A 17,875-nucleotide genomic window follows, 5' to 3' on the forward strand; every position below is an offset into this window, starting at 1 on the left:
CATGGCGTTAGCCTGGGGTGAGAGCGGTGCGTCCCGCGAGCAGGAGGAGCCTCTACAACAAGGAGGTTCCCATGAAGTACGTACTGTTATCCGCGCTGGTCCTGTCTGGACTCGCAACCCCTGCGCTGGCGCAGGAGGAAACCGCGCCGCCCAAGGCCGTCACCGTGTCGGGCAGTGTCGGGCTCGTCTCCGACTATCGTTTCCGCGGCGTGTCGCAATCGGACGAGCAGCTTGCTGTGCAAGGCGGCTTGACGATCGCGCACGAGAGCGGCGTTTATATCGGCACCTGGGGGTCGAACCTCGCCGGCTGGGGCACGTTCGGCGGCGCCAACATGGAGCTCGACCTGATCGCGGGCTACAAGACGACGCTGAGTGAAGGCGTCGCGCTCGACGTCGGCGCGACCTGGTACATGTATCCCGGCGGGTTCAACAACACCGACTTCATCGAGCCCTATGCCAAGGTGTCGGGCACGATCGGGCCGGCGACCGTGCTGGCGGGCGTCGCCTATGCGCCCAAGCAGGAGGCGCTGGGCTCATGGTATTCTAACGGAGCGTCGGCGGCAGCGGGCGTGTACGACGATCCGGGCGACAAGAACGACAACCTCTATCTGTGGACCGACGCCAGCGTCGGCGTGCCCAACACCGGGCTGACCGCCAAGGCGCACGTCGGCTTTTCCAAGGGGAACAAGGGGCTGGGGCCGTTCGCCACCAGCGTCGCGCCGACCGGCGAGTATATCGACTGGATGGCGGGCCTGGATTACGCGGTGCCGGGCACGCCGCTGACGCTTGGTGTCGCTTATACCGATACCGACATCTCCAACCGCGAGGCGGCCTATCTGCGCCCGAGTTTCAGCAAAGGGCAGGACGGCACCGGCAACATTGCGGGATCGCAGGTCGTCTTCTCGCTGACCGCGGCCTTCTGACGCGTAAAGGCACGGGGCGGGGTTTGTATTCCCTCCCGGGAGGGGGGTTTGTATCCCCGTCCCCGTTCCCACATAAGGGCGCGCACGAACAGGAGCAGCCCTTGGCGACGTTAGGCATGTCACCGGCCGAGAAAGAGGCCATTCAGACTTTCCGCAGTGAGGTCGTCGAGCCGTCGATGACCAAGCTGGTCATCATCGATTTCTGGGCCGAATGGTGCGGGCCGTGCAAGGCGCTGACCCCGGTGCTCGAAAAGGTCGCCGCGGCCTACGCCGACAAGGGCGTGGTGCTGGCCAAGGTCGATACTGACAAGAACCAGTTCATCGCCGCGCAATTCCAGATCAAGTCGATCCCGACTGTCTACGCGATGTTCCAGGGGCAGCTCGTCGCCGACCTGACGCCCGCGCGGACCGAGTCGCAATTGCGCACGATGCTCGACCAGTTGCTGCGCCAGTTGCCGATCACGGGCGAGGCGCAGTCGCAGGAGGCGGAGCTCGAGCCGCTGGTCCAGATGGGTGAGGACGTGCTCGCCTCTGGCGACGCCGAGCGTGCGCTGTCGATCTTCGACCAACTGGCCGAGATGGCGCCCGAGCATCACGCGGTCGTCTCGGGCCGCGTCCGCGCGCTCGTGGCGCTCGGCGCGACCGATGAGGCCGAGGCGATGATCGCCGCGCTGCCCGACGATCTCGCTCGCCTGCCCGATATCGAGCGCGCGCGCGCCGCGCTCGCGCTGGCGCGCTCCGCCCCCGCGGTCGACGATCTCGCCCCGCTGGAGGCCGCGGTGGCGGCGAACCCGGAGGATCACCAGGCGCGCTTCGACCTCGCCAATGCGCAGATGGCGGCGGGCAACCGCGACGCCGCCGCCGATGGCTTCCTCCACATCACCGCCGCCGATCGTGCGTGGAACGAGGGCGCGGCGAGGGCGCAACTGCTCAAGCTGTTCGAGGTCGTCGGGCTCGAGGACCCGTGGGTATCGGCGCAGCGTCGCCGGCTGTCGGCAATCCTGTTCGGATGACGCGCACGCGGCTCTCGATCTTCCCGCTGCCGGGTGCGCTGCTGTTTCCGGGCATGCACCTGCCGCTCCACATCTTCGAGCCGCGCTACCGCGCGATGATGTCGGACGCGATGGCGCGCGACCGCCGCATCGGGATGATCCAGCCGCGCCCCGACGGCGACCCGGACGATCCCGAATTGTTCGACATCGGTTGCGTCGGCCGTATCGCCGAGTTCGAGGCGATGGAGGACGGGCGCTACAACCTCATCCTCGAAGGCGTGGCGCTGTTCCGCGTGGTGAACGAGCTCGACGTCTCGACCGCGTTTCGCCAGGTCGAGGCCGAGTTGCTGCCGGTCGAGGAAGACCAGACGCTCGCGCTCGGCGAACGCTCGTCGCTCGAACTCGAGTCGAAACGCTTCGCCGAGGCGCTGGGTTACGCGGTCGACTGGGACTCGGTCGGGCGACTCGACGACGCTGCGCTGGTCAACGGCGTGGCGCAGATCGCACCGTTCGACGTCGCGGCGAAACAGGCGCTGCTGGAGAGCAAGGGCATCTCGGCACGCTGCGAGTTGCTGGTGCAGTTGATGCAGTTCTTCGGTCGGCACGACGGCGACGAGCGGGTGACGCTTCAGTGACCGAGGACGAGTCGCCCGCGCTCGATCCGTGGCTGTTGGAGAAGCTCGTCTGCCCGTTGACGCGCACGCCGCTGCGCTACGACCGCGAAGCGGGTGAGCTGGTGTCGGACGCCGCCGGAGTGGCCTATCCGATCCGCGACGGTGTGCCGATCATGCTGATCGAGGAAGCGCGGCAGCTCTAATCATCTCGTCACCCCGGACTTGATCCAGGGTCCCGTTTTCGTTGGAGCCGACGGGAACAGGACGGAGTCTCGGATCAAGTCCGGGATGACGGTAGAGCAGTTCAGACCGCCAGCTTCGGGAACCCCGCGCGGAATGCCGCCACCTTCGGCTTGTCCCACGTCACGATATACGGGTGCGTCGGGTTCCGGTCGAAGAAGTCTTGGTGGTACGCCTCCGCTGGGAAGAACTCGCCGCGCTCGACCTTGGTCGCGATCGCGCGCGGGAAGGCGTGCGCGCTGCTCAACTGACGGATGTACGCCGCCGCGACACGTGCTTGATCGGGCGTCTGCGGAAAAATCGCCGAGCGATAGCTGGTGCCGCTGTCGGGACCCTGCCGGTTCACCTGCGTCGGATCATGCGCGATCGAGAAATACACGCGCAGCAGCGTCGCGTAGCTGACCTGACGCGGGTCGTAGCTGATGCGGATCGCCTCGGCGTGGCGCGTCGTTTCGCTGCTCACCGCCGAATAGTTAGCGGTCGCGCGCGTGCCGCCGGCATAGCCCGCGGTCACCGACTTCACCCCGCGCACATGCTCGAACACCGCTTCCATTCCCCAGAAGCAGCCGCCCGCGAGCACCGCGGTCTGCATGCCGTTGGTCGCGGGCACGTCGATCGCCGCGGCCGGGATTGGCACCGCGCGCTCAGCCTGGGCGGTCCCACAGGCACTGAGCATCAGCGCGGCGGCGAGGAGAGGGCGAAGGTTCATGAAACTGATATAGGTCAGTGGCTTACGCGCTTCCAGAGGTCAGCGCTGCGCGTACACCGCGTGATGGTGCGTCGGATCGGCCTGCGCCGCCGGCTGCAGCGCGAACAGACCAACCGCCCCGATCGCGAAGCCGCCGGCGAACTGCCAGAAGAAGCTGGTCTTGAACAGGCGAAGCATTGGTCGTGTATCCTGCTGCGAACCGCCCACCCGTCCGTGCCGAACGCGCAATGCGGAAATGGTTTCCGTGACATCGATTAGGCGAGCCAGGATGAACCGACGCTGGTTCATCCATTCATCTGCCAGCGATATACGGCACACCAGCGCGCGAGCATATTTCAACGATCGAAAGAGATCGTTTCCTTAGCCGGATAGTTGACGCGCTCAGCGCAGTGCGGCGCACGCCTGCTGGATACGCGAGCAAGCCTCGGTCAGCAGCGCTTCCGACGTGGCGTAGCTGATCCGCATCGCGGGCGAGAGTCCGAACGCGACACCCTGAACTGCCGCCACACGCGCGTCGTCGAGCAGATAGCCGACGAAATCGCTGTCGCTCTCGATCTGTACACCCTTCGGCGTCGTCTTGCCGATCGTGCCCGCAATGCTTGGATAAACGTAGAACGCGCCCTCGGGCGTCGGGCAGGTGATGCCCTCGGCCTGGTTGAGCATGCCGACCACCAGGTCGCGCCGCGCCTGGAACGCGCGCGCGCGCTCGCCCAGGAACGACTGATCGCCGGTCAAGGCTGCGACCGCGGCGGCCTGCGCGATCGAGCACGGGTTGCTGGTCGACTGCGATTGGAGCTTCGCCATCGCCTTGATCAGCCACGGCGCACCGCCCGCGAAGCCGATCCGCCAGCCGGTCATCGCATAGGCCTTGGAACAGCCGTTCACCGTCAGCGTCCGCTCGTAGAGCGAGGGGCAAACCTCGGCGATCGTCGCGAAGCGGAAATCGTCGTAGACGATGTGCTCGTACATATCGTCGGCGAATACCCAGACATGCGGGTGCCGCTCGAGCACCTCGCCCAGCGCCTTCAACTCGCTGACCGTATAGGCCGCACCCGTCGGGTTCGACGGCGAGTTGAGGATCACCCACTTGGTCCGCGGCGTGATCGCGCCTTCCAGCATCTCGGGGGTCAGCTTGTAGCCATATTCCGCGCCCGCGGGCACGATCACCGGGGTGCCGCCCGCGAACTGGACGACATCGGGATAGCTGACCCAGTAGGGCGCGGGCACGATGACCTGGTCGCCCGCCTCGACCGTCGCGACCAGTGCGTTGAACAAGGTATGCTTGCCGCCAACATTCACGCTGATCTGCTGCGGCGTGTAGGCAAGGTTGTTGTCGCGCGCGAATTTGGCGACGATCGCGTCCTTTAGCTCGGGCGTTCCGTCGACGTTGGTGTACTTCGTCTTGCCGTCGCGGATCGCCTGGATCGCGGCTTCCTTCACGAACTCGGGCGTGTCGAAGTCGGGCTCGCCCGCACCCAGGCCGATCACGTCGACCCCGGCGCGCTTCAGCTCCATCACGCGGCTCGTGATCGCGAGCGTCGGCGAGGGCGAGATGCGGTCGAGCGCGGCGGAGGTCTTCACGGGCTTCACCCTTCGGGTTCGGAAAATGCGCGTGCGCCTATGGAACGCGCACGCTTGTTACGCAACCACGCGATGGTCGGACGCGAGCGTCGCCGACATCAATCCACGCAACGCATTGCCGAGCAGGAACCCGCCGGCGAGATCCCCAGGCCGCAGCACCGCCTCGCGCGCGCGGCCCGTTTCTAGCAACTCGGCGCGCAGCACGCCCGGCAGCAGCGCGCCCGCGGGCGGCGTCAGCAGCACGCCGTCGCGTTCCACGAACAACGAGGTGTAGCTCCCCTCGGTCAGCGAGCCGTCGGGCGCCACGAACACCACCTCGTCGCAGCCGCTCTCCCGCCGAGCCGCATCGTAGAAGGCGCGGTCGCTGGTCTTATAGCGCAACCGCCAGTCGGCGGGCGCGACCGGCAGCGGGACCAACGCGACCGACAGCGGCGTGTCGCGCAGGCGCGGCAGCGGCGACACCTGGATCGCCACCGCGCCGCTGTTCGCCAGCAGCATCCGGATGCGCGACGCCTTGCGCAACCGGAAGGTCGCGGCTTGCAATTCGTTGCGCGCGTCGTGACGGTTGAACGCGAAGCCGAGTGCAGCGGCGCTGTTCTTCATCCGCTCCAAATGCCGCTCGATCAGGACGATGCCCTCCATCGGGTCGAACGCCATCGTCTCGATCAGGTCGAAGCTGCGCGCATCGCGGCTAAGGAACGCGCCCTTCGCCAGCGCCTCGTCCCACTCGGCGCAAGCGGTTGAGTCGGCGACAATGCCGCCGCCCAGCCCGATCGTCGCTTGGTTCGCGCCCGCGGGCAGCGCCAGCGTGCGGATCGCGACGTTGAACATGGCGTCCCCGCTCGCGTCGATCCGCCCGATCGCGCCGGTGTAGAGCCCGCGCGTATCACGCTCGATTTCCTCCAGCGCCTGAATAGCGCGCACCTTGGGCGCGCCGGTGATCGACCCGCACGGGAACAGGGCGTCGAGCACGTCAACCGCGTCGATGCCGGGCAGCCGCGTCGCAGTGACGGTGGAAGTCATCTGGTGCACCGTCGGATAACGTTCCAACGCGAACAACTCGGGCACCGCGACGCTGCCCGCCACCGCGACGCGCGACAAATCGTTGCGCATCAGGTCGACGATCATCAGATTCTCGGCGCGCTGTTTCGGATCCTGCGCCAGCGCGGCGGCAGCGTCCGCGTCCGCGCGCGCGTCGACCTGACGCGGCGCGGTGCCCTTCATCGGGCGACAGGTGAGCCGGTCACGCTCCAGCGCGAAGAAGAGTTCGGGCGAGAAGGACAGGAAAATCGTCTCGCCCGTGTCGACGATCGCACCCCATCCGCCCCGCGTCGCCGCGCGCAGCCGCGCATAGAGCGCGAGCGGATCGCCCAGCACGCGCACGTCGGCGCAAAACGTCAGATTCGCCTGGTACAGGTCGCCCGCCGCGATCAACGCCTGCACGCGCGCGAACATTCGGTCGTAATCGGCGCGTGAGACCCGCGGTTCGAGCGCGCCGATCCACGCGCCCGCCGGGTCGGGCAGCAGCGCGGGCACGTCGACCGTCTCGTAGGCGTCGAACAGCCCGAACCAGCCGAGCGGCACGTCAGATGTCCGTGCGCCCGCAACCGCCGGCTCGAACGCGCCCGCCGCTTCGTAGGACAGGAGCCCCGCCACTTCGCCGTCATGCCCGCGCACCGCCGCCAGCATCGGCGCGAGTTCGGCGGTACTGCGCGCCTCCACCACCGCGCGCGGGTGCCGGTACAGCCGCGCCGGCGCACCACCATCGCGCGCGTCGTCCAGCAGGACGTAAGGGGGCTTTATCCGCATCCGACTCGCGTGATGCCCGCCCGCTTCGCACCCGGCAAGCGCACCGGCGCGTGTTTCGCGCGGCCGAGCCCGGATTAACCGCGATTGTTGCCGTGTCCCCTTGCCCCCGTTTCTGTCACAACGCTGCGCGAACGACGTGAGAGACGATGCATGACCGACACGCCCCCGCTACGCGCCGCCATCATCCCGGTGACCGCGATCGAGCAGAATTGCACGCTGATCTGGTGCACGAAGACGATGCGCGCCGCGGTGATCGATCCCGGCGGCGACCTGCCGCGGATCAAGGCGGCGATCGCGCAGGCGGGCGTCACGGTCGAGAAGGTGCTGCTCACCCACGGCCACATCGATCACGCGGGCGAGGCGCGCCCGCTCGCCGACGATCTGGGGGTGAAGATCGAAGGTCCGCACGAGGACGACCGGTTCTGGCTCGCGCGGCTGGAAGACGACGGGCGGCAATGGGGCATTCGCGGCGTCAACACCGAATCGGACCGCTGGCTGGTCGACGGCGACACCGTGACCGTGGGTGAGTTGACGCTCGACGTTTATCACACGCCGGGCCACACTGCCGGCCACGTCATCTTCCACCACGCGCCCTCGCGCTTCGCGCAGGTCGGCGACGTGCTGTTCCAGGGCTCGGTCGGGCGCACCGACCTGCCGCAGGGCAATCACAAGCAGTTGATTGAGACGATCGTCACCAAGCTGTGGCCGCTCGGCGATACGCATTTCATCCCCGGCCACGGCAAGCCGAGCACCTTCGCGCACGAGCGGCAGCACAATATGTTCGTCAGCGACGCGGCACTCGCTGCCTGAGGACGCGCGCGACTCGGCGTCCGAGTCGCGCGCCTGCTTACCCGCGCGTCGCGTCGACCGGCACGGTGGTGATCGCATCGCTCGTGCCCCGGTCGCTCGCGTAGACGAGCACCAGCGCCCATGCCGCCAGGCCGGCGAGCACCAGCCACGTTGCGGCGATACCGCCCGCGCGCAACGGATTGGGCGCCGCGCGGTCCATCCCCAGGCCATGCGCGATCCGCCCGACGACGAACACGATGCCCGCGATCCACAACCATGTGGACGAACCGCCCGCCAATTCGATCGCCGCGAGCAGGATCAGCACGAACGGCGCGTACTCGACGAAATTGGCGTGCGCGCGCACCGCCGCCTGCAACGGACCCGAGCCGCCGTCGCCGATCATCACCTTGCCCTTGATCCGCCGCTGCGACACGCGCAACGCCAGCCAGATGTTGAGCACCGCGCAGGCGGCGGCGATCGTCAGCGTCATCGGCAACAGCATCGATTATCTCCCTGTTCGTCGTTGAACCTCGTCGCACAGGCCGCCACCCGGTTGCAACGCGGGCAGAATTCGCTATAGGCGCGTCACTTCGCGATGCGTGCCGATGTGCGGCTGCCTGCCGCGGCCGCCTTCGTGCCGGTCGTACGGGCGACTGGCACGGCGCGAATCGTTCAACACGTAACACTTTGATCAAGGTGCCGAAATGGCCGTCCCTAAGCGAAAGACCACCCCTTCACGTCGCGGCATGCGTCGCTCGCACGACGCGCTGACCGTTGCGGCGTTCCAGGAATGCCCGAACTGCGGCGAGCTGCGTCGCCCGCACAATCTGTGCACCGCCTGCGGTCACTATAACGGCCGCGAGATCGTCTCGGTCGAGGCGTAAACACCTACGCGGACCCTTATCGTCCGCGCCTGCGTTTCAACGGAGTGCCTGGGTCCATGTCCGACAGTTCCGTGATCGCCATCGATGCGATGGGCGGTGACAAGGGGCTGGAGGTCATGCTGGCAGGGGTCGCGCGTGCGCGACGTCTGCACGATGGCCTGCGTTTCCTGCTGGTCGGTGACGAGCCCGCGATTCGCGCCGGGCTCGCCAGCCACCCGAACCTGTCGCAACATTCCGAGGTGATCCACGCCGCCGACGTGATCGCGGGCGAGGAGAAACCGAGCCAGGCACTGCGCCGCGCGAAGACCTCGTCGATGGGCGTTGCGATCGATTGCGTGAAAAAGGGTCGCGCCGGCGCCGCGGTGTCGTCGGGCAACACCGGCGCGCTGATGGCAATGGCGAAGCTCTCGCTGCGCACCATGCCCGGCATCGACCGTCCCGCGCTCGCCGCGCTGCTGCCGACGCTCGGCGACAATGACGTCGTGATGCTCGACCTTGGCGCGAATACCGAGTGCGACGCGCGCAACCTGACGCAATTCGCGGTGATGGGTGCGGCCTATGCGCGCATCGTGCTCGAACTCGACCGTCCCCGCGTCGCCTTGCTCAACATTGGTAGCGAGGATCAGAAGGGCACCGGCGAGATCAAGGACGCGGCGCAGTTGCTGCGCGACGCGACCCACCTGCCGATGGATTTCACCGGCTTCGTCGAGGGTGATCGCCTGTCGCGCGGCGAGCATGACGTGATCGTCACCGACGGCTTCTCGGGCAACATCGCACTCAAGACCGCGGAAGGCACCGCGCGCTTCGTCGCCGATCTGCTGCGCCGCGCCTTCTCCAGCTCGGCGCGATCGAAGATCGGTTTCCTGATCTCGCGCCCGGCGACCGATCTGTTGCGCAACCATCTCGATCCCAACAACCACAATGGCGCAGTCTTCCTGGGGCTGAACGGCTTGGTGTTGAAAAGCCACGGCAGCGCCAATGAAATCGGCGTCGCGACCGCGATCGGCAACGCCGCCAAGATGGTCCGCTCGGATCTCGCGCGGCGGATTGCCGAGGATCTGGGTAACATCGACGCAAAGGCTGCCGCATGATCCGCTCGGTCCTGCTCGGTACCGGCTCCGCGCTGCCCGCGCGTCGCGTTTCCAACGCCGAACTGGCCGAACAGGTCGATACCAGCGACGAGTGGATCGTCGAGCGTACCGGTATCCGCTTCCGCCACATCGCGGCCCTCGACGAGACGACGGGCACGCTCGCCTATGACGCGGCCAAGGCGGCGCTTGCCGCCGCCGGGCTGGCCGCACAGGACATCGACCTGATCGTCCTCGCCACCGCCACCCCGGACCAGACGTTCCCGTCGACCGCGACCAAGGTGCAGGCGCTGCTCGGCATCGACGATTGCGTCGCGTTCGATGTGGCGGCGGTCTGCTCGGGCTTTCTCTACGCCGTACAGGTCGCCGACAGCATGATCCGCGCCGGCGCGCACCGCCGTGCACTGGTGATCGGCTCGGAGACGTTCACCCGCATCCTCGACTGGGAGGATCGCACCACCTGCGTGCTGTTCGGCGACGGCGCGGGCGCGATCGTGCTGGAAGCGCAGGAAAGCGCCGACGATCCCGCCAGCCCCGACGCGCGCGGGATCCTGGCGGCGAAGCTCCACGCCGACGGCCGCCACAACGAATTGCTCTACGTCGACGGCGGACCCTCGACCACCGGCACCGTTGGCAAGCTGCGCATGAAGGGGCGCGAGGTGTTCCGCCACGCCGTCACCAACCTGGCGGCGGTAATGGCGGAGGCGCTGAAGGGCATCGACCTGACGCCTGACGACATCGACTGGGTCGTGCCGCATCAGGCGAACGCGCGCATTCTCGACGCCACCGCGCGCAAATTGTCGTTGCCGGCCGAGCGCGTGATCGTGACGGTCGATCAACACGCCAACACCTCCGCCGCCTCGGTCCCGCTCGCGCTCGACACCGCGGTGCGCGACGGGCGGATCAAGCGCGGCGATCTGCTGGTGCTGGAAGCGATGGGCGGCGGCTTTACCTGGGGCGCGGCGGTGCTGCGCTACTGAGGTGCGGCGTGCCGTTTCGGGCGCGTCTGCCGAGTCGACAAAGCGCGCGCGGCTTTCTATCCATCCTGCGGCGATTGCAGGTGTTTTGGGGGGAATAGCATGACGGACGCGGGCACGCTGACACGGGCCGACCTGGCCGAAGCGTTGCACAAGCAGATCGGGCTCTCGCGCGCCGATTCCTCCCGCGTGGTCGAGCAGATTCTCGGCAAGATGTGCGAAGCGCTGTCGCACGGCGAGAACGTCAAGATTTCGGGCTTCGGCACCTTCGTGCTGCGCGACAAGGGCGAGCGGATCGGCCGCAACCCGAAAACCGGTGTCGAGGTGCCGATTGCGCCGCGCCGCGTGCTCACCTTCCGCGCCAGCCAGATGATGCGCGAACGCATCATGGCCGCCGACTGAGCCGGCACCTGCCGAGCGACCCGCCCGTGTGCGCGGCCGGTGCCGACACCGCGAGCGAGCCGGCACGCGCGGCCAAGGCCGACGCCGCGTTCCGCACCATCGGCGAGGTGACGCAGGCAACCGGGATCGCGCCGCACATCCTGCGCTATTGGGAAGGGCGCTTTCCCCAGCTGAAACCCGTCACCCGCGCCGGCAACCGCCGCTACTATCGCCCCGCCGACGTTGCGCTGGTGCAGCGCATAGACCGGCTCCTCAACCACGAGGGCTATACCGTGCGCGGTGTGCAGCAACTGCTGGCGGGTGAGCGCAAGCCGGGCGAGGCCACCGCCGCGCCATCGCCTACGCCAGCACCGGACGCGGTCGCCACCATCCTGCCCGACACAATCGACGCGATCCGTCTAATCCGCGACTACCTGCGCGAGGGGCTCGACGCCGACGGGTGAGGGGACCTGTCCTTGGTGGCCTCGTCCAGTGGCTGAACGATCAAGGCGAAGCACGCTGGCTCGGCAGGTGATCAACCTGGACTGTGCGGCTCAAATTGCGAGGTACGCCAAGCCGCCCGGCGGGTCGGCCGCAGCATAATTCACCTGCAACACGCGACGATGCGCGGCACCCACGCTCGCCGCGGAGGCGTGGAGGATCAGCGTCGCATAGCCCACACGTCGCCGGCCGCAGCTAGGCAGGTGGCCGTGCCGCAGCGCGCGACGGTCGCGTAGCCGCCACGCCGCGGGAGCAAGTCCCGCGTCGTCGGTTGCGGCTGTAGCCGCGCCGGCCGGGCGGATGGATGCCGCCTGCGCTTCGCGCGGCGGCACTGGCGGGGCTGATGCCCCGCCTTCCATTCTTTACAGCTTCTCGGTCAGTTCCGGGACCAGCTTGAACAGGTCGCCGACCAGGCCGATGTCCGCCACCTGGAAGATCGGCGCGTCCTCGTCCTTGTTGATCGCGATGATCGTCTTCGAGTCCTTCATGCCGGCGAGATGCTGGATCGCGCCCGAGATGCCGACCGCGACATAGACTTCGGGTGCAACGATCTTGCCAGTCTGCCCGACCTGATAATCATTTGGCACGAAGCCTGCGTCCACCGCCGCGCGGCTCGCGCCGACGCCGGCGTGCAGCTTGTCGGCGAGCGGCTCGATCAGCTCGTGGAACTTCTCGCCCGAGCCGAGCGCGCGCCCGCCCGAGACGATGATCTTCGCGCTGGTCAGCTCAGGCCGCTCGGACTTGGCGAGTTCCTGCGTCTCGAACGTCGCCAGACCCTTGTCACCGGTCGACGCGACTGCCTCGATCGTGCCCGAACCACCCTCGGTCGCGGCCTTCTCGAAGGCGGTGCCGCGCACGGTGATGACCTTCTTCGCGTCGGTCGTCTGCACGGTCGCGATCGCGTTGCCGGCGTAGATCGGACGCGTGAACGTGTCCTCGCCCTCGACCGACAGGATATCGCTGATCTGCATGACGTCGAGCAGCGCGGCGACACGCGGCGCGATCGCCTTACCGCTCGAGGTCGCGGGGACGACGAACGCGTCGTGATGCCCCATCAGCTCGACGACGAGCGGCGCAACATTCTCCGCCAGCGCGTGCGCAAAGGCCGCGTCGTCGGCGACGTGAACCTTGCCGACGCCCGCGATTCTAGCCGCCGCCTGCGCCGCGCTGTCGACGCCTTGCCCGGCGACGAGGAGGTGAACCTCACCCAGTTTCGACGCCGCGGTCACCGCCGACAGCGTCGCATCCTTGACGGTCTGCCCGTCGTGCTCGACCCAAACCAGAGTCTTCATGATAACAGGTCCTCTCGGATTAGTTGGCGATGCCCATCGACTTGAGCTTGTCGACCAGTGCGTCGACGTCGGCGACCTTGACGCCGGCCTGACGCTTCGCGGGCTCGACCACCTTCAACGTGGTGATGCGGGGGGCGACATCGACGCCGTAATCGGCCGGCGTCTTCTGCGCCATCGGCTTCGACTTGGCCTTCATGATGTTGGGCAGCGACGCGTAGCGCGGCTCGTTCAGCCGCAGGTCGGTGGTGACGATCGCGGGCAGCTTGTAGGTGTCGGTTTCCAACCCGCCGTCGACCTCGCGGACGACCTTGGCGGTGTCGGCGGACAGCTCGACTTTCGACGCCGCAGTCGCCTGACCCCAGCCAAGCAGCCCTGCGAGCATCTGACCCGTCTGGTTGTTGTCGTCGTCGATCGCCTGCTTGCCGAGGATAACGAGGCTTGGCTGCTCCTCCTCGACGATCTTGGCGAGCAGCTTGGCGACGCCCAGCGGCTCGACCTTGCCCTCGGCGACGACCAGCACCGCGCGGTCGGCACCCATCGCCAGCGCGGTGCGCAGCGTTTCCTGCGCCTTCTGCTCGCCGATCGACACCGCGACGATCTCGGTCACCACGCCCTTTTCCTTCAGACGAATGGCTTCCTCGACCGCGATCTCGTCGAACGGGTTCATGCTCATCTTGACGTTGGCCAGATCGACGCCCGACCCGTCCGCCTTCACGCGGGGCTTCACGTTATAGTCAAGCACGCGCTTGACCGGCACCAGCACCTTCATCGGAGCTCCTCTTCCATACTTTGCGCGCCTGTGTCGGCGATCCAATTGGCGATTTTCGGTCGTTTTCGCAAGTGCGGTATGGTGATCAGCCCGCAATCACGCCGTGCCGTAGCGGCATCTCACCCTTCAACGAAGAAGGGGCCGGACGTTTCCGCCCGACCCCTTCCGAATCGATCAATGGTGACGTCGGATCACGCCGCCTTCTGCACCTCGGCAACGATCTTGCGCGCCGCATCGCCCAGGTCGTTCGCGGGCACGATCGCCAGACCCGACTGGCTGAGGATTTCCTTGCCCTTGTCGACGTTGGTGCCCTCCAGGCGGACGACCAGCGGCACCGACAGATTCACTTCCTTGGCGGCCGCGACGATACCCTCGGCGATGATGTCGCACTTCATGATGCCGCCGAAGATGTTGACCAGGATGCCCTTCACGGCCGGATCGGCGAGGATGATCTTGAACGCCGCGGTCACCTTTTCCTTCGATGCGCCGCCGCCGACGTCGAGGAAGTTGGCGGGGAACATGCCGTTCAGCTTGATGATGTCCATTGTCGCCATCGCCAGACCGGCGCCGTTCACCATGCAGCCGATGTCGCCGTCGAGCTTGATATAAGCGAGGTCGTACTTGGAGGCTTCCAGCTCGGCCGGGTCCTCTTCGGTCTCGTCGCGCAGCTCCATCAGATCCTTGTGGCGGAACATCGCGTTACCGTCGAAGCCGACCTTGGCGTCGAGCACCATCAGCTTGCCGTCGTCCGTCACCGCCAGCGGGTTGATCTCGATCTGCTCGGCATCGGTGCCGAGGAACGCGTCGTAGAGTTTCGCGGCGACGGTCTGGGCCTGCTTGGCGAGATCGCCGGTCAGCCCCAGCGCGTTGGCGACCGCGCGGCCGTGGTGCGGCTGGAACCCCGACGCCGGATCGACGGAGAAGCTGTGGATCTTCTCAGGGCTATCATGCGCGACCGTTTCGATATCCATGCCGCCCTCAGTCGACACGACGTAGCCGATGCGCCCCGTGGCGCGGTCGACGACCAGCGCGAGGTAGAATTCCTTGGCGATGTCGACGCCGTCGGTCACGTACAGGCGGTTGACCTGCTTGCCGGCGTCCCCGGTCTGGATCGTCACCAGCGTGTTGCCCAGCATCTCGGTCGCGGCGTGACGCACTTCGTCCTCGGTCTTGGCAAGACGAACGCCGCCCTTCGCGTCCGGGCCGAGCTCCTTGAACTTGCCCTTGCCGCGACCGCCGGCGTGGATCTGCGCCTTCACGACATAGAGCGGCCCGGGCAGCTTCTTCGATGCCTCAACCGCTTCCTCCACGCTCATCGCAGCGAAGCCCTGCGGCACGGCGACGCCGTATTTCGCGAGCAATTCCTTGGCCTGATATTCGTGGATGTTCATGGGAACGCCTCTCCAGATGGTGGCGGGTGGGAACGCTTTGCGCTGCTCCTAAGCACAGCGAGGCGCGAGAATCCACCCCGCGCGGCAGGTTCTTGTACGCTGATGCTATTGCGAACCGATTGCAGATCGTGGTTTTCACCCGGGGGAAGGGGAGGGGCATGCAGAATGCTTCAAACCCACCGGCGAAACCGGGTTGCCATTCTGTTCGCCAATGCGCACCTGCATCTTGGTGAGCGCGCTCCATTATCCCGCCCTGCACGCCAGCCACTCGGGCATCTGGGTGTCGGAACGCGGCGTCACGCGCGAGGTGTCGCGCGGTGAGGCGATCCGGCTCGCCGCCGATACGCCGGTGATCCTGCTGAACGCCGCGCTGGTCGGGCAGCGGCTCGGCTATGCCGACCTGTCGGGGCTCGATCTGCTCGAACTGTTCGCCTTTCTCCATCCGGCGCGCTTCATGGTGCCGACCCCCAAGGGGCTCGCCGCGGTGACCGGGCTCGACATGCCCGCTGACGACGCACACGTCGCGCCGTTCCTGCTCGCTGCCGCCGAGCGGTTGCTCGATGTTCCTGCGGGTGACTGGCGCGAGCGCGACGGCGCGTGGACCGCGCTCCAGTCGCTCACCCGGCTGCGCTGGGCCTGGGCGCCGCCGCTCGGCTCGCGCGTCGCCAAGCCCTCGTCGCAGGAGCGCTGGCTGTTCACCCGCCTGCCCGAGTGGAGCGAGGCGCCGCCGCGTCCCGCCCCGCGCACGGTGACGATGCCGGAGGGTGCGGTGCTCGACCGGCTGGAGGAGCTGACCGGCGAGGGCGCCGAGCCGCGCGCAGGCCAGCAACGCTTCGCCGCCGCCGCGAGCGCCGCCTTCGCGCCGCGTACGCTGCGCGACTCGCCCAATCTGATGCTGGCGGAGGCGGGCACCGGCATCGGCAAGACGCTCGGCTATCTTGCCCCCGCGAGTCTGTGGGCCGAGGCGGCGGGCGGCGCGGTGTGGATCTCGACCTATACCAAGGCGCTGCAGCGGCAGCTCGGTGCCGAGACGCGCCGCGTCTACCCCGACGAGGCGGTCCGGCGCGAGCGGGTGGTGACGCGCAAGGGACGCGAGAACTATCTCTGCCTCCTGAACCTGGAGGACGCGCTGCAAGGCGGGTTTGCCGGGCGTGCCGCGGTGCTGGCGCAACTCGTCGCGCGCTGGGCGGCGTATAGCGCCGACGGCGACATGGTCGGCGGCGACCTGCCCGGCTGGCTGCCTACCTTGTTCCGGCGTAACGGCTCGACCGCGCTGACCGACCGCCGTGGCGAGTGCGTCTATGCCGGCTGCCCGCATTATCGCAAATGCTTCATCGAGCGCGCCGCGCGCGCCTCGGCCGAAGCCGATCTGGTGATCGCCAACCACGCGTTCGTCATGGTCAACGCCGCGCGCGGGCGCGAAACCGCGACGCGCCCCACACGCTACGTCTTCGACGAGGGGCACCATCTGTTCGACGCCGCCGACGCGATGTTCGGCGTCGCGCTGACCGGTGCGGAGACGATCGAGCTGCGCCGCTGGATCGTCGGTCCCGAGGGCACCAGCCGCGGGCGACGTCGCGGGTTGCAGGCGCGCCTGTCCGACCTCGCCAGCTACGACGAGCAAGGCGGTGCCGCGGTCGCCGACATCGTCGCCGCGGCAGGCGCGCTCGCCGCCGATGGCTGGCTCGGGCGGCTGGGGGAGGGTGCGCCGTTCGGACCCGTAGAGAAGCTGCTCGCGGCGGTGCGCGGCCTCACCTACGCGCGCGCCGAGCAGCCCGGTGACGCCGGCTACGCGCTGGAAACCGAACTCGCCGAGCCTAGCCCCGAACTGATCGAGGCCGCCGCACCCGCCGCCGCGGCACTCGACGCGCTGGTCCGCCCGATGGTTGCGCTCGGCAAGCGGCTGGAGACGGTGCTCGCCGACGCACCCGACTGGATGGACGCACCGGCGCGCGCGCGGATCGAGGGCGCGATCGCCTCGCTCGGCTGGCGTGCCGAGACGGTCGCGGCGTGGCTCGCCTTGCTCTCGCGAATCGGCGGCCCGGCCGACCCCGCCTTCGTCGACTGGCTCGCGGTCGACCGCGCCGAGGGGCGCGAGTACGACATCGGTCTCCACCGCCGCTGGCTCGATCCGACCAAGCCGTTCGCCGAAACGGTGCTCAAGCCCGCGCACGGCGCGCTCGTCACCTCCGCCACGCTGACCGCGGGCGGGGACTGGGCGACCGCGGAGGCGCGCGTCGGCGCGACCCACCTGCTCCGCCCCGCCGACCGCTTCGAGGTCGCGAGCCCGTTCGATTACGCGTCGCACGCTGAGGTGCTGATCGTCACCGACGTGAAGCGCGGCGACGTGCCGCAACTCGCCAATGCCTATGCGCGGCTGATCGAGGCGGCGGGCGGCGGCACGCTGGGGCTGTTCACCGCGATCCGCCGGCTGCGCGCGGTCCACGCGCGCGTCGCCGATCGCCTGGCGCGCGAGGGGCTGCCGCTTCACGCGCAGCACGTCGACCCGATCGACACCGGCACACTGGTCGACATCTTCCGCGACGATCCGCACGCCTCGCTGCTCGGCACCGACGCGCTGCGCGACGGCGTCGACGTGCCCGGCGACTCGCTCCGGCTGGTGGTGATGGAGGGCGTGCCCTGGCCCAAGCCGACCGTGCTTCATGCTGCCAGGCGACTGGCAGGCGGCGGCAGCGCCTACGACGACCGCATCGTGCGTGCGCGATTGGCGCAGGCGTTCGGGCGGCTGATCCGGCGGCAGGACGATGCGGGCGCGTTCGTGCTCTTGTCCGCCGCGATGCCGTCGCGCCTGCTCGACGCCTTTCCGCCCGGCGTGCCGATCCGCCGCCTGACCCTAGACGAGGCCGCCGCGCGCGTTGCCGAGCGGCTATCCACGCGGGCGCGAATAGGGCATGGAGCGCACCTGCCCGCCTGA

20 protein-coding genes are annotated in these 17,875 nt (G+C 68.0%); 11 read left to right on the forward strand and 9 right to left on the reverse strand.

Going from position 1 to position 17,875, the window contains the following annotated elements:
• Positions 1–71: 71 nt before the first annotated feature.
• The 4 genes from HRV97_RS13155 (at position 72) to HRV97_RS17450 (ending at position 2,732) form a co-directional block, all read left to right on the forward strand.
• Positions 72–923, forward strand: a complete 852-nt coding sequence (locus HRV97_RS13155; RefSeq protein ID WP_174194718.1) for a TorF family putative porin — start codon at positions 72–74, stop codon at positions 921–923.
• A 116-nt stretch (positions 924–1,039) separates the two neighbouring features.
• Positions 1,040–1,936, forward strand: coding sequence for a tetratricopeptide repeat protein (locus HRV97_RS13160; RefSeq protein WP_174194796.1), 897 nt, complete (start codon positions 1,040–1,042; stop codon positions 1,934–1,936).
• Positions 1,933–2,550, forward strand: a complete 618-nt coding sequence (locus HRV97_RS13165) for an LON peptidase substrate-binding domain-containing protein (RefSeq protein ID WP_174194719.1) — start codon at positions 1,933–1,935, stop codon at positions 2,548–2,550. The genes HRV97_RS13160 and HRV97_RS13165 overlap by 4 nt, the downstream gene beginning before the upstream one ends.
• Positions 2,547–2,732 carry a Trm112 family protein gene (locus tag HRV97_RS17450; RefSeq protein ID WP_174194720.1) on the forward strand — a complete coding sequence of 62 codons (186 nt, stop codon included), beginning with the start codon at positions 2,547–2,549 and terminating at the stop codon, positions 2,730–2,732. The genes HRV97_RS13165 and HRV97_RS17450 overlap by 4 nt, the downstream gene beginning before the upstream one ends.
• A 101-nt stretch (positions 2,733–2,833) precedes the next feature.
• Here HRV97_RS17450 and msrA read toward each other — a convergent pair whose 3' ends face one another.
• The 4 genes from msrA to pabB all read right to left on the reverse strand — a co-directional run bounded on the left by msrA (position 2,834) and on the right by pabB (position 6,868).
• A complete protein-coding gene (gene msrA / locus HRV97_RS13175; RefSeq protein WP_246248713.1) occupies positions 2,834–3,478 on the reverse strand; it encodes a peptide-methionine (S)-S-oxide reductase MsrA in 645 nt (214 codons plus the stop codon).
• A 39-nt stretch (positions 3,479–3,517) separates the two neighbouring features.
• Entirely contained in the window at positions 3,518–3,655 is a 138-nt protein-coding gene (locus HRV97_RS13180) for a hypothetical protein (RefSeq protein WP_174194721.1), read from the reverse strand.
• A 204-nt stretch (positions 3,656–3,859) separates the two neighbouring features.
• Positions 3,860–5,059: an aminotransferase class I/II-fold pyridoxal phosphate-dependent enzyme gene (locus tag HRV97_RS13185; protein WP_174194722.1), complete on the reverse strand. Its 1,200-nt coding sequence runs from the start codon at positions 5,057–5,059 to the stop codon at positions 3,860–3,862.
• A 57-nt stretch (positions 5,060–5,116) separates the two neighbouring features.
• Positions 5,117–6,868 (reverse strand): aminodeoxychorismate synthase component I, encoded by a 1,752-nt coding sequence (pabB, locus tag HRV97_RS13190; RefSeq protein WP_174194723.1) that lies wholly within the window; start codon positions 6,866–6,868, stop codon positions 5,117–5,119.
• A 150-nt stretch (positions 6,869–7,018) separates the two neighbouring features.
• Here pabB and HRV97_RS13195 point away from each other — a divergent pair, with 150 nt between their 5' ends.
• A complete protein-coding gene (locus tag HRV97_RS13195; protein ID WP_174194724.1) occupies positions 7,019–7,678 on the forward strand; it encodes an MBL fold metallo-hydrolase in 660 nt (219 codons plus the stop codon).
• Between the two features lie 37 nt (positions 7,679–7,715).
• On the opposite strand, the gene HRV97_RS13200 is transcribed toward HRV97_RS13195, so the two are convergent.
• Positions 7,716–8,159: an MAPEG family protein gene (locus tag HRV97_RS13200; RefSeq protein ID WP_174194725.1), complete on the reverse strand. Its 444-nt coding sequence runs from the start codon at positions 8,157–8,159 to the stop codon at positions 7,716–7,718.
• A gap of 202 nt (positions 8,160–8,361) precedes the next feature.
• On the opposite strand from HRV97_RS13200, the gene rpmF reads away from it, so the two are divergent.
• The 5 genes from rpmF to HRV97_RS13225 all read left to right on the forward strand — a co-directional run bounded on the left by rpmF (position 8,362) and on the right by HRV97_RS13225 (position 11,451).
• The gene (gene rpmF, locus HRV97_RS13205; protein WP_174194726.1) at positions 8,362–8,541 is read left to right on the forward strand and encodes a 50S ribosomal protein L32; all 180 of its coding nucleotides are present in this window, start codon (positions 8,362–8,364) and stop codon (positions 8,539–8,541) included.
• 56 nt (positions 8,542–8,597) lie between these two features.
• Positions 8,598–9,632, forward strand: coding sequence for a phosphate acyltransferase PlsX (gene plsX, locus HRV97_RS13210; RefSeq protein ID WP_174194727.1), 1,035 nt, complete (start codon positions 8,598–8,600; stop codon positions 9,630–9,632).
• Positions 9,629–10,609, forward strand: coding sequence for a beta-ketoacyl-ACP synthase III (locus tag HRV97_RS13215; protein WP_174194728.1), 981 nt, complete (start codon positions 9,629–9,631; stop codon positions 10,607–10,609). The genes plsX and HRV97_RS13215 overlap by 4 nt, the downstream gene beginning before the upstream one ends.
• Before the next feature lie 99 nt (positions 10,610–10,708).
• Positions 10,709–11,008, forward strand: a complete 300-nt coding sequence (locus tag HRV97_RS13220; RefSeq protein ID WP_174194729.1) for an integration host factor subunit alpha — start codon at positions 10,709–10,711, stop codon at positions 11,006–11,008.
• Positions 11,009–11,034: 26 nt separating this feature from the next.
• Positions 11,035–11,451, forward strand: a complete 417-nt coding sequence (locus HRV97_RS13225) for a MerR family transcriptional regulator (protein WP_174194730.1) — start codon at positions 11,035–11,037, stop codon at positions 11,449–11,451.
• 90 nt (positions 11,452–11,541) lie between these two features.
• Here the strand turns inward: HRV97_RS13225 and HRV97_RS17800 are convergent, their stop codons facing one another.
• The 4 genes from HRV97_RS17800 to sucC form a co-directional block, all read right to left on the reverse strand.
• Entirely contained in the window at positions 11,542–11,847 is a 306-nt protein-coding gene (locus HRV97_RS17800) for a hypothetical protein (protein ID WP_174194731.1), read from the reverse strand.
• Between the two features lie 3 nt (positions 11,848–11,850).
• Positions 11,851–12,780 carry an electron transfer flavoprotein subunit alpha/FixB family protein gene (locus HRV97_RS13235; protein ID WP_174194732.1) on the reverse strand — a complete coding sequence of 310 codons (930 nt, stop codon included), beginning with the start codon at positions 12,778–12,780 and terminating at the stop codon, positions 11,851–11,853.
• A gap of 19 nt (positions 12,781–12,799) precedes the next feature.
• Positions 12,800–13,549: an electron transfer flavoprotein subunit beta/FixA family protein gene (locus tag HRV97_RS13240; protein ID WP_174194733.1), complete on the reverse strand. Its 750-nt coding sequence runs from the start codon at positions 13,547–13,549 to the stop codon at positions 12,800–12,802.
• 191 nt (positions 13,550–13,740) lie between these two features.
• Positions 13,741–14,940 carry an ADP-forming succinate--CoA ligase subunit beta gene (sucC, locus tag HRV97_RS13245; RefSeq protein WP_174194734.1) on the reverse strand — a complete coding sequence of 400 codons (1,200 nt, stop codon included), beginning with the start codon at positions 14,938–14,940 and terminating at the stop codon, positions 13,741–13,743.
• 211 nt (positions 14,941–15,151) lie between these two features.
• Between sucC and HRV97_RS13250 the strand changes: the two genes are divergently transcribed.
• Positions 15,152–17,875 carry an ATP-dependent DNA helicase gene (locus HRV97_RS13250; protein ID WP_174194735.1) on the forward strand — a complete coding sequence of 908 codons (2,724 nt, stop codon included), beginning with the start codon at positions 15,152–15,154 and terminating at the stop codon, positions 17,873–17,875.

It is taken from the genome of Sphingomonas hominis, from assembly GCF_013328205.1.
Lineage (GTDB): Bacteria > Pseudomonadota > Alphaproteobacteria > Sphingomonadales > Sphingomonadaceae > Sphingomonas > Sphingomonas hominis.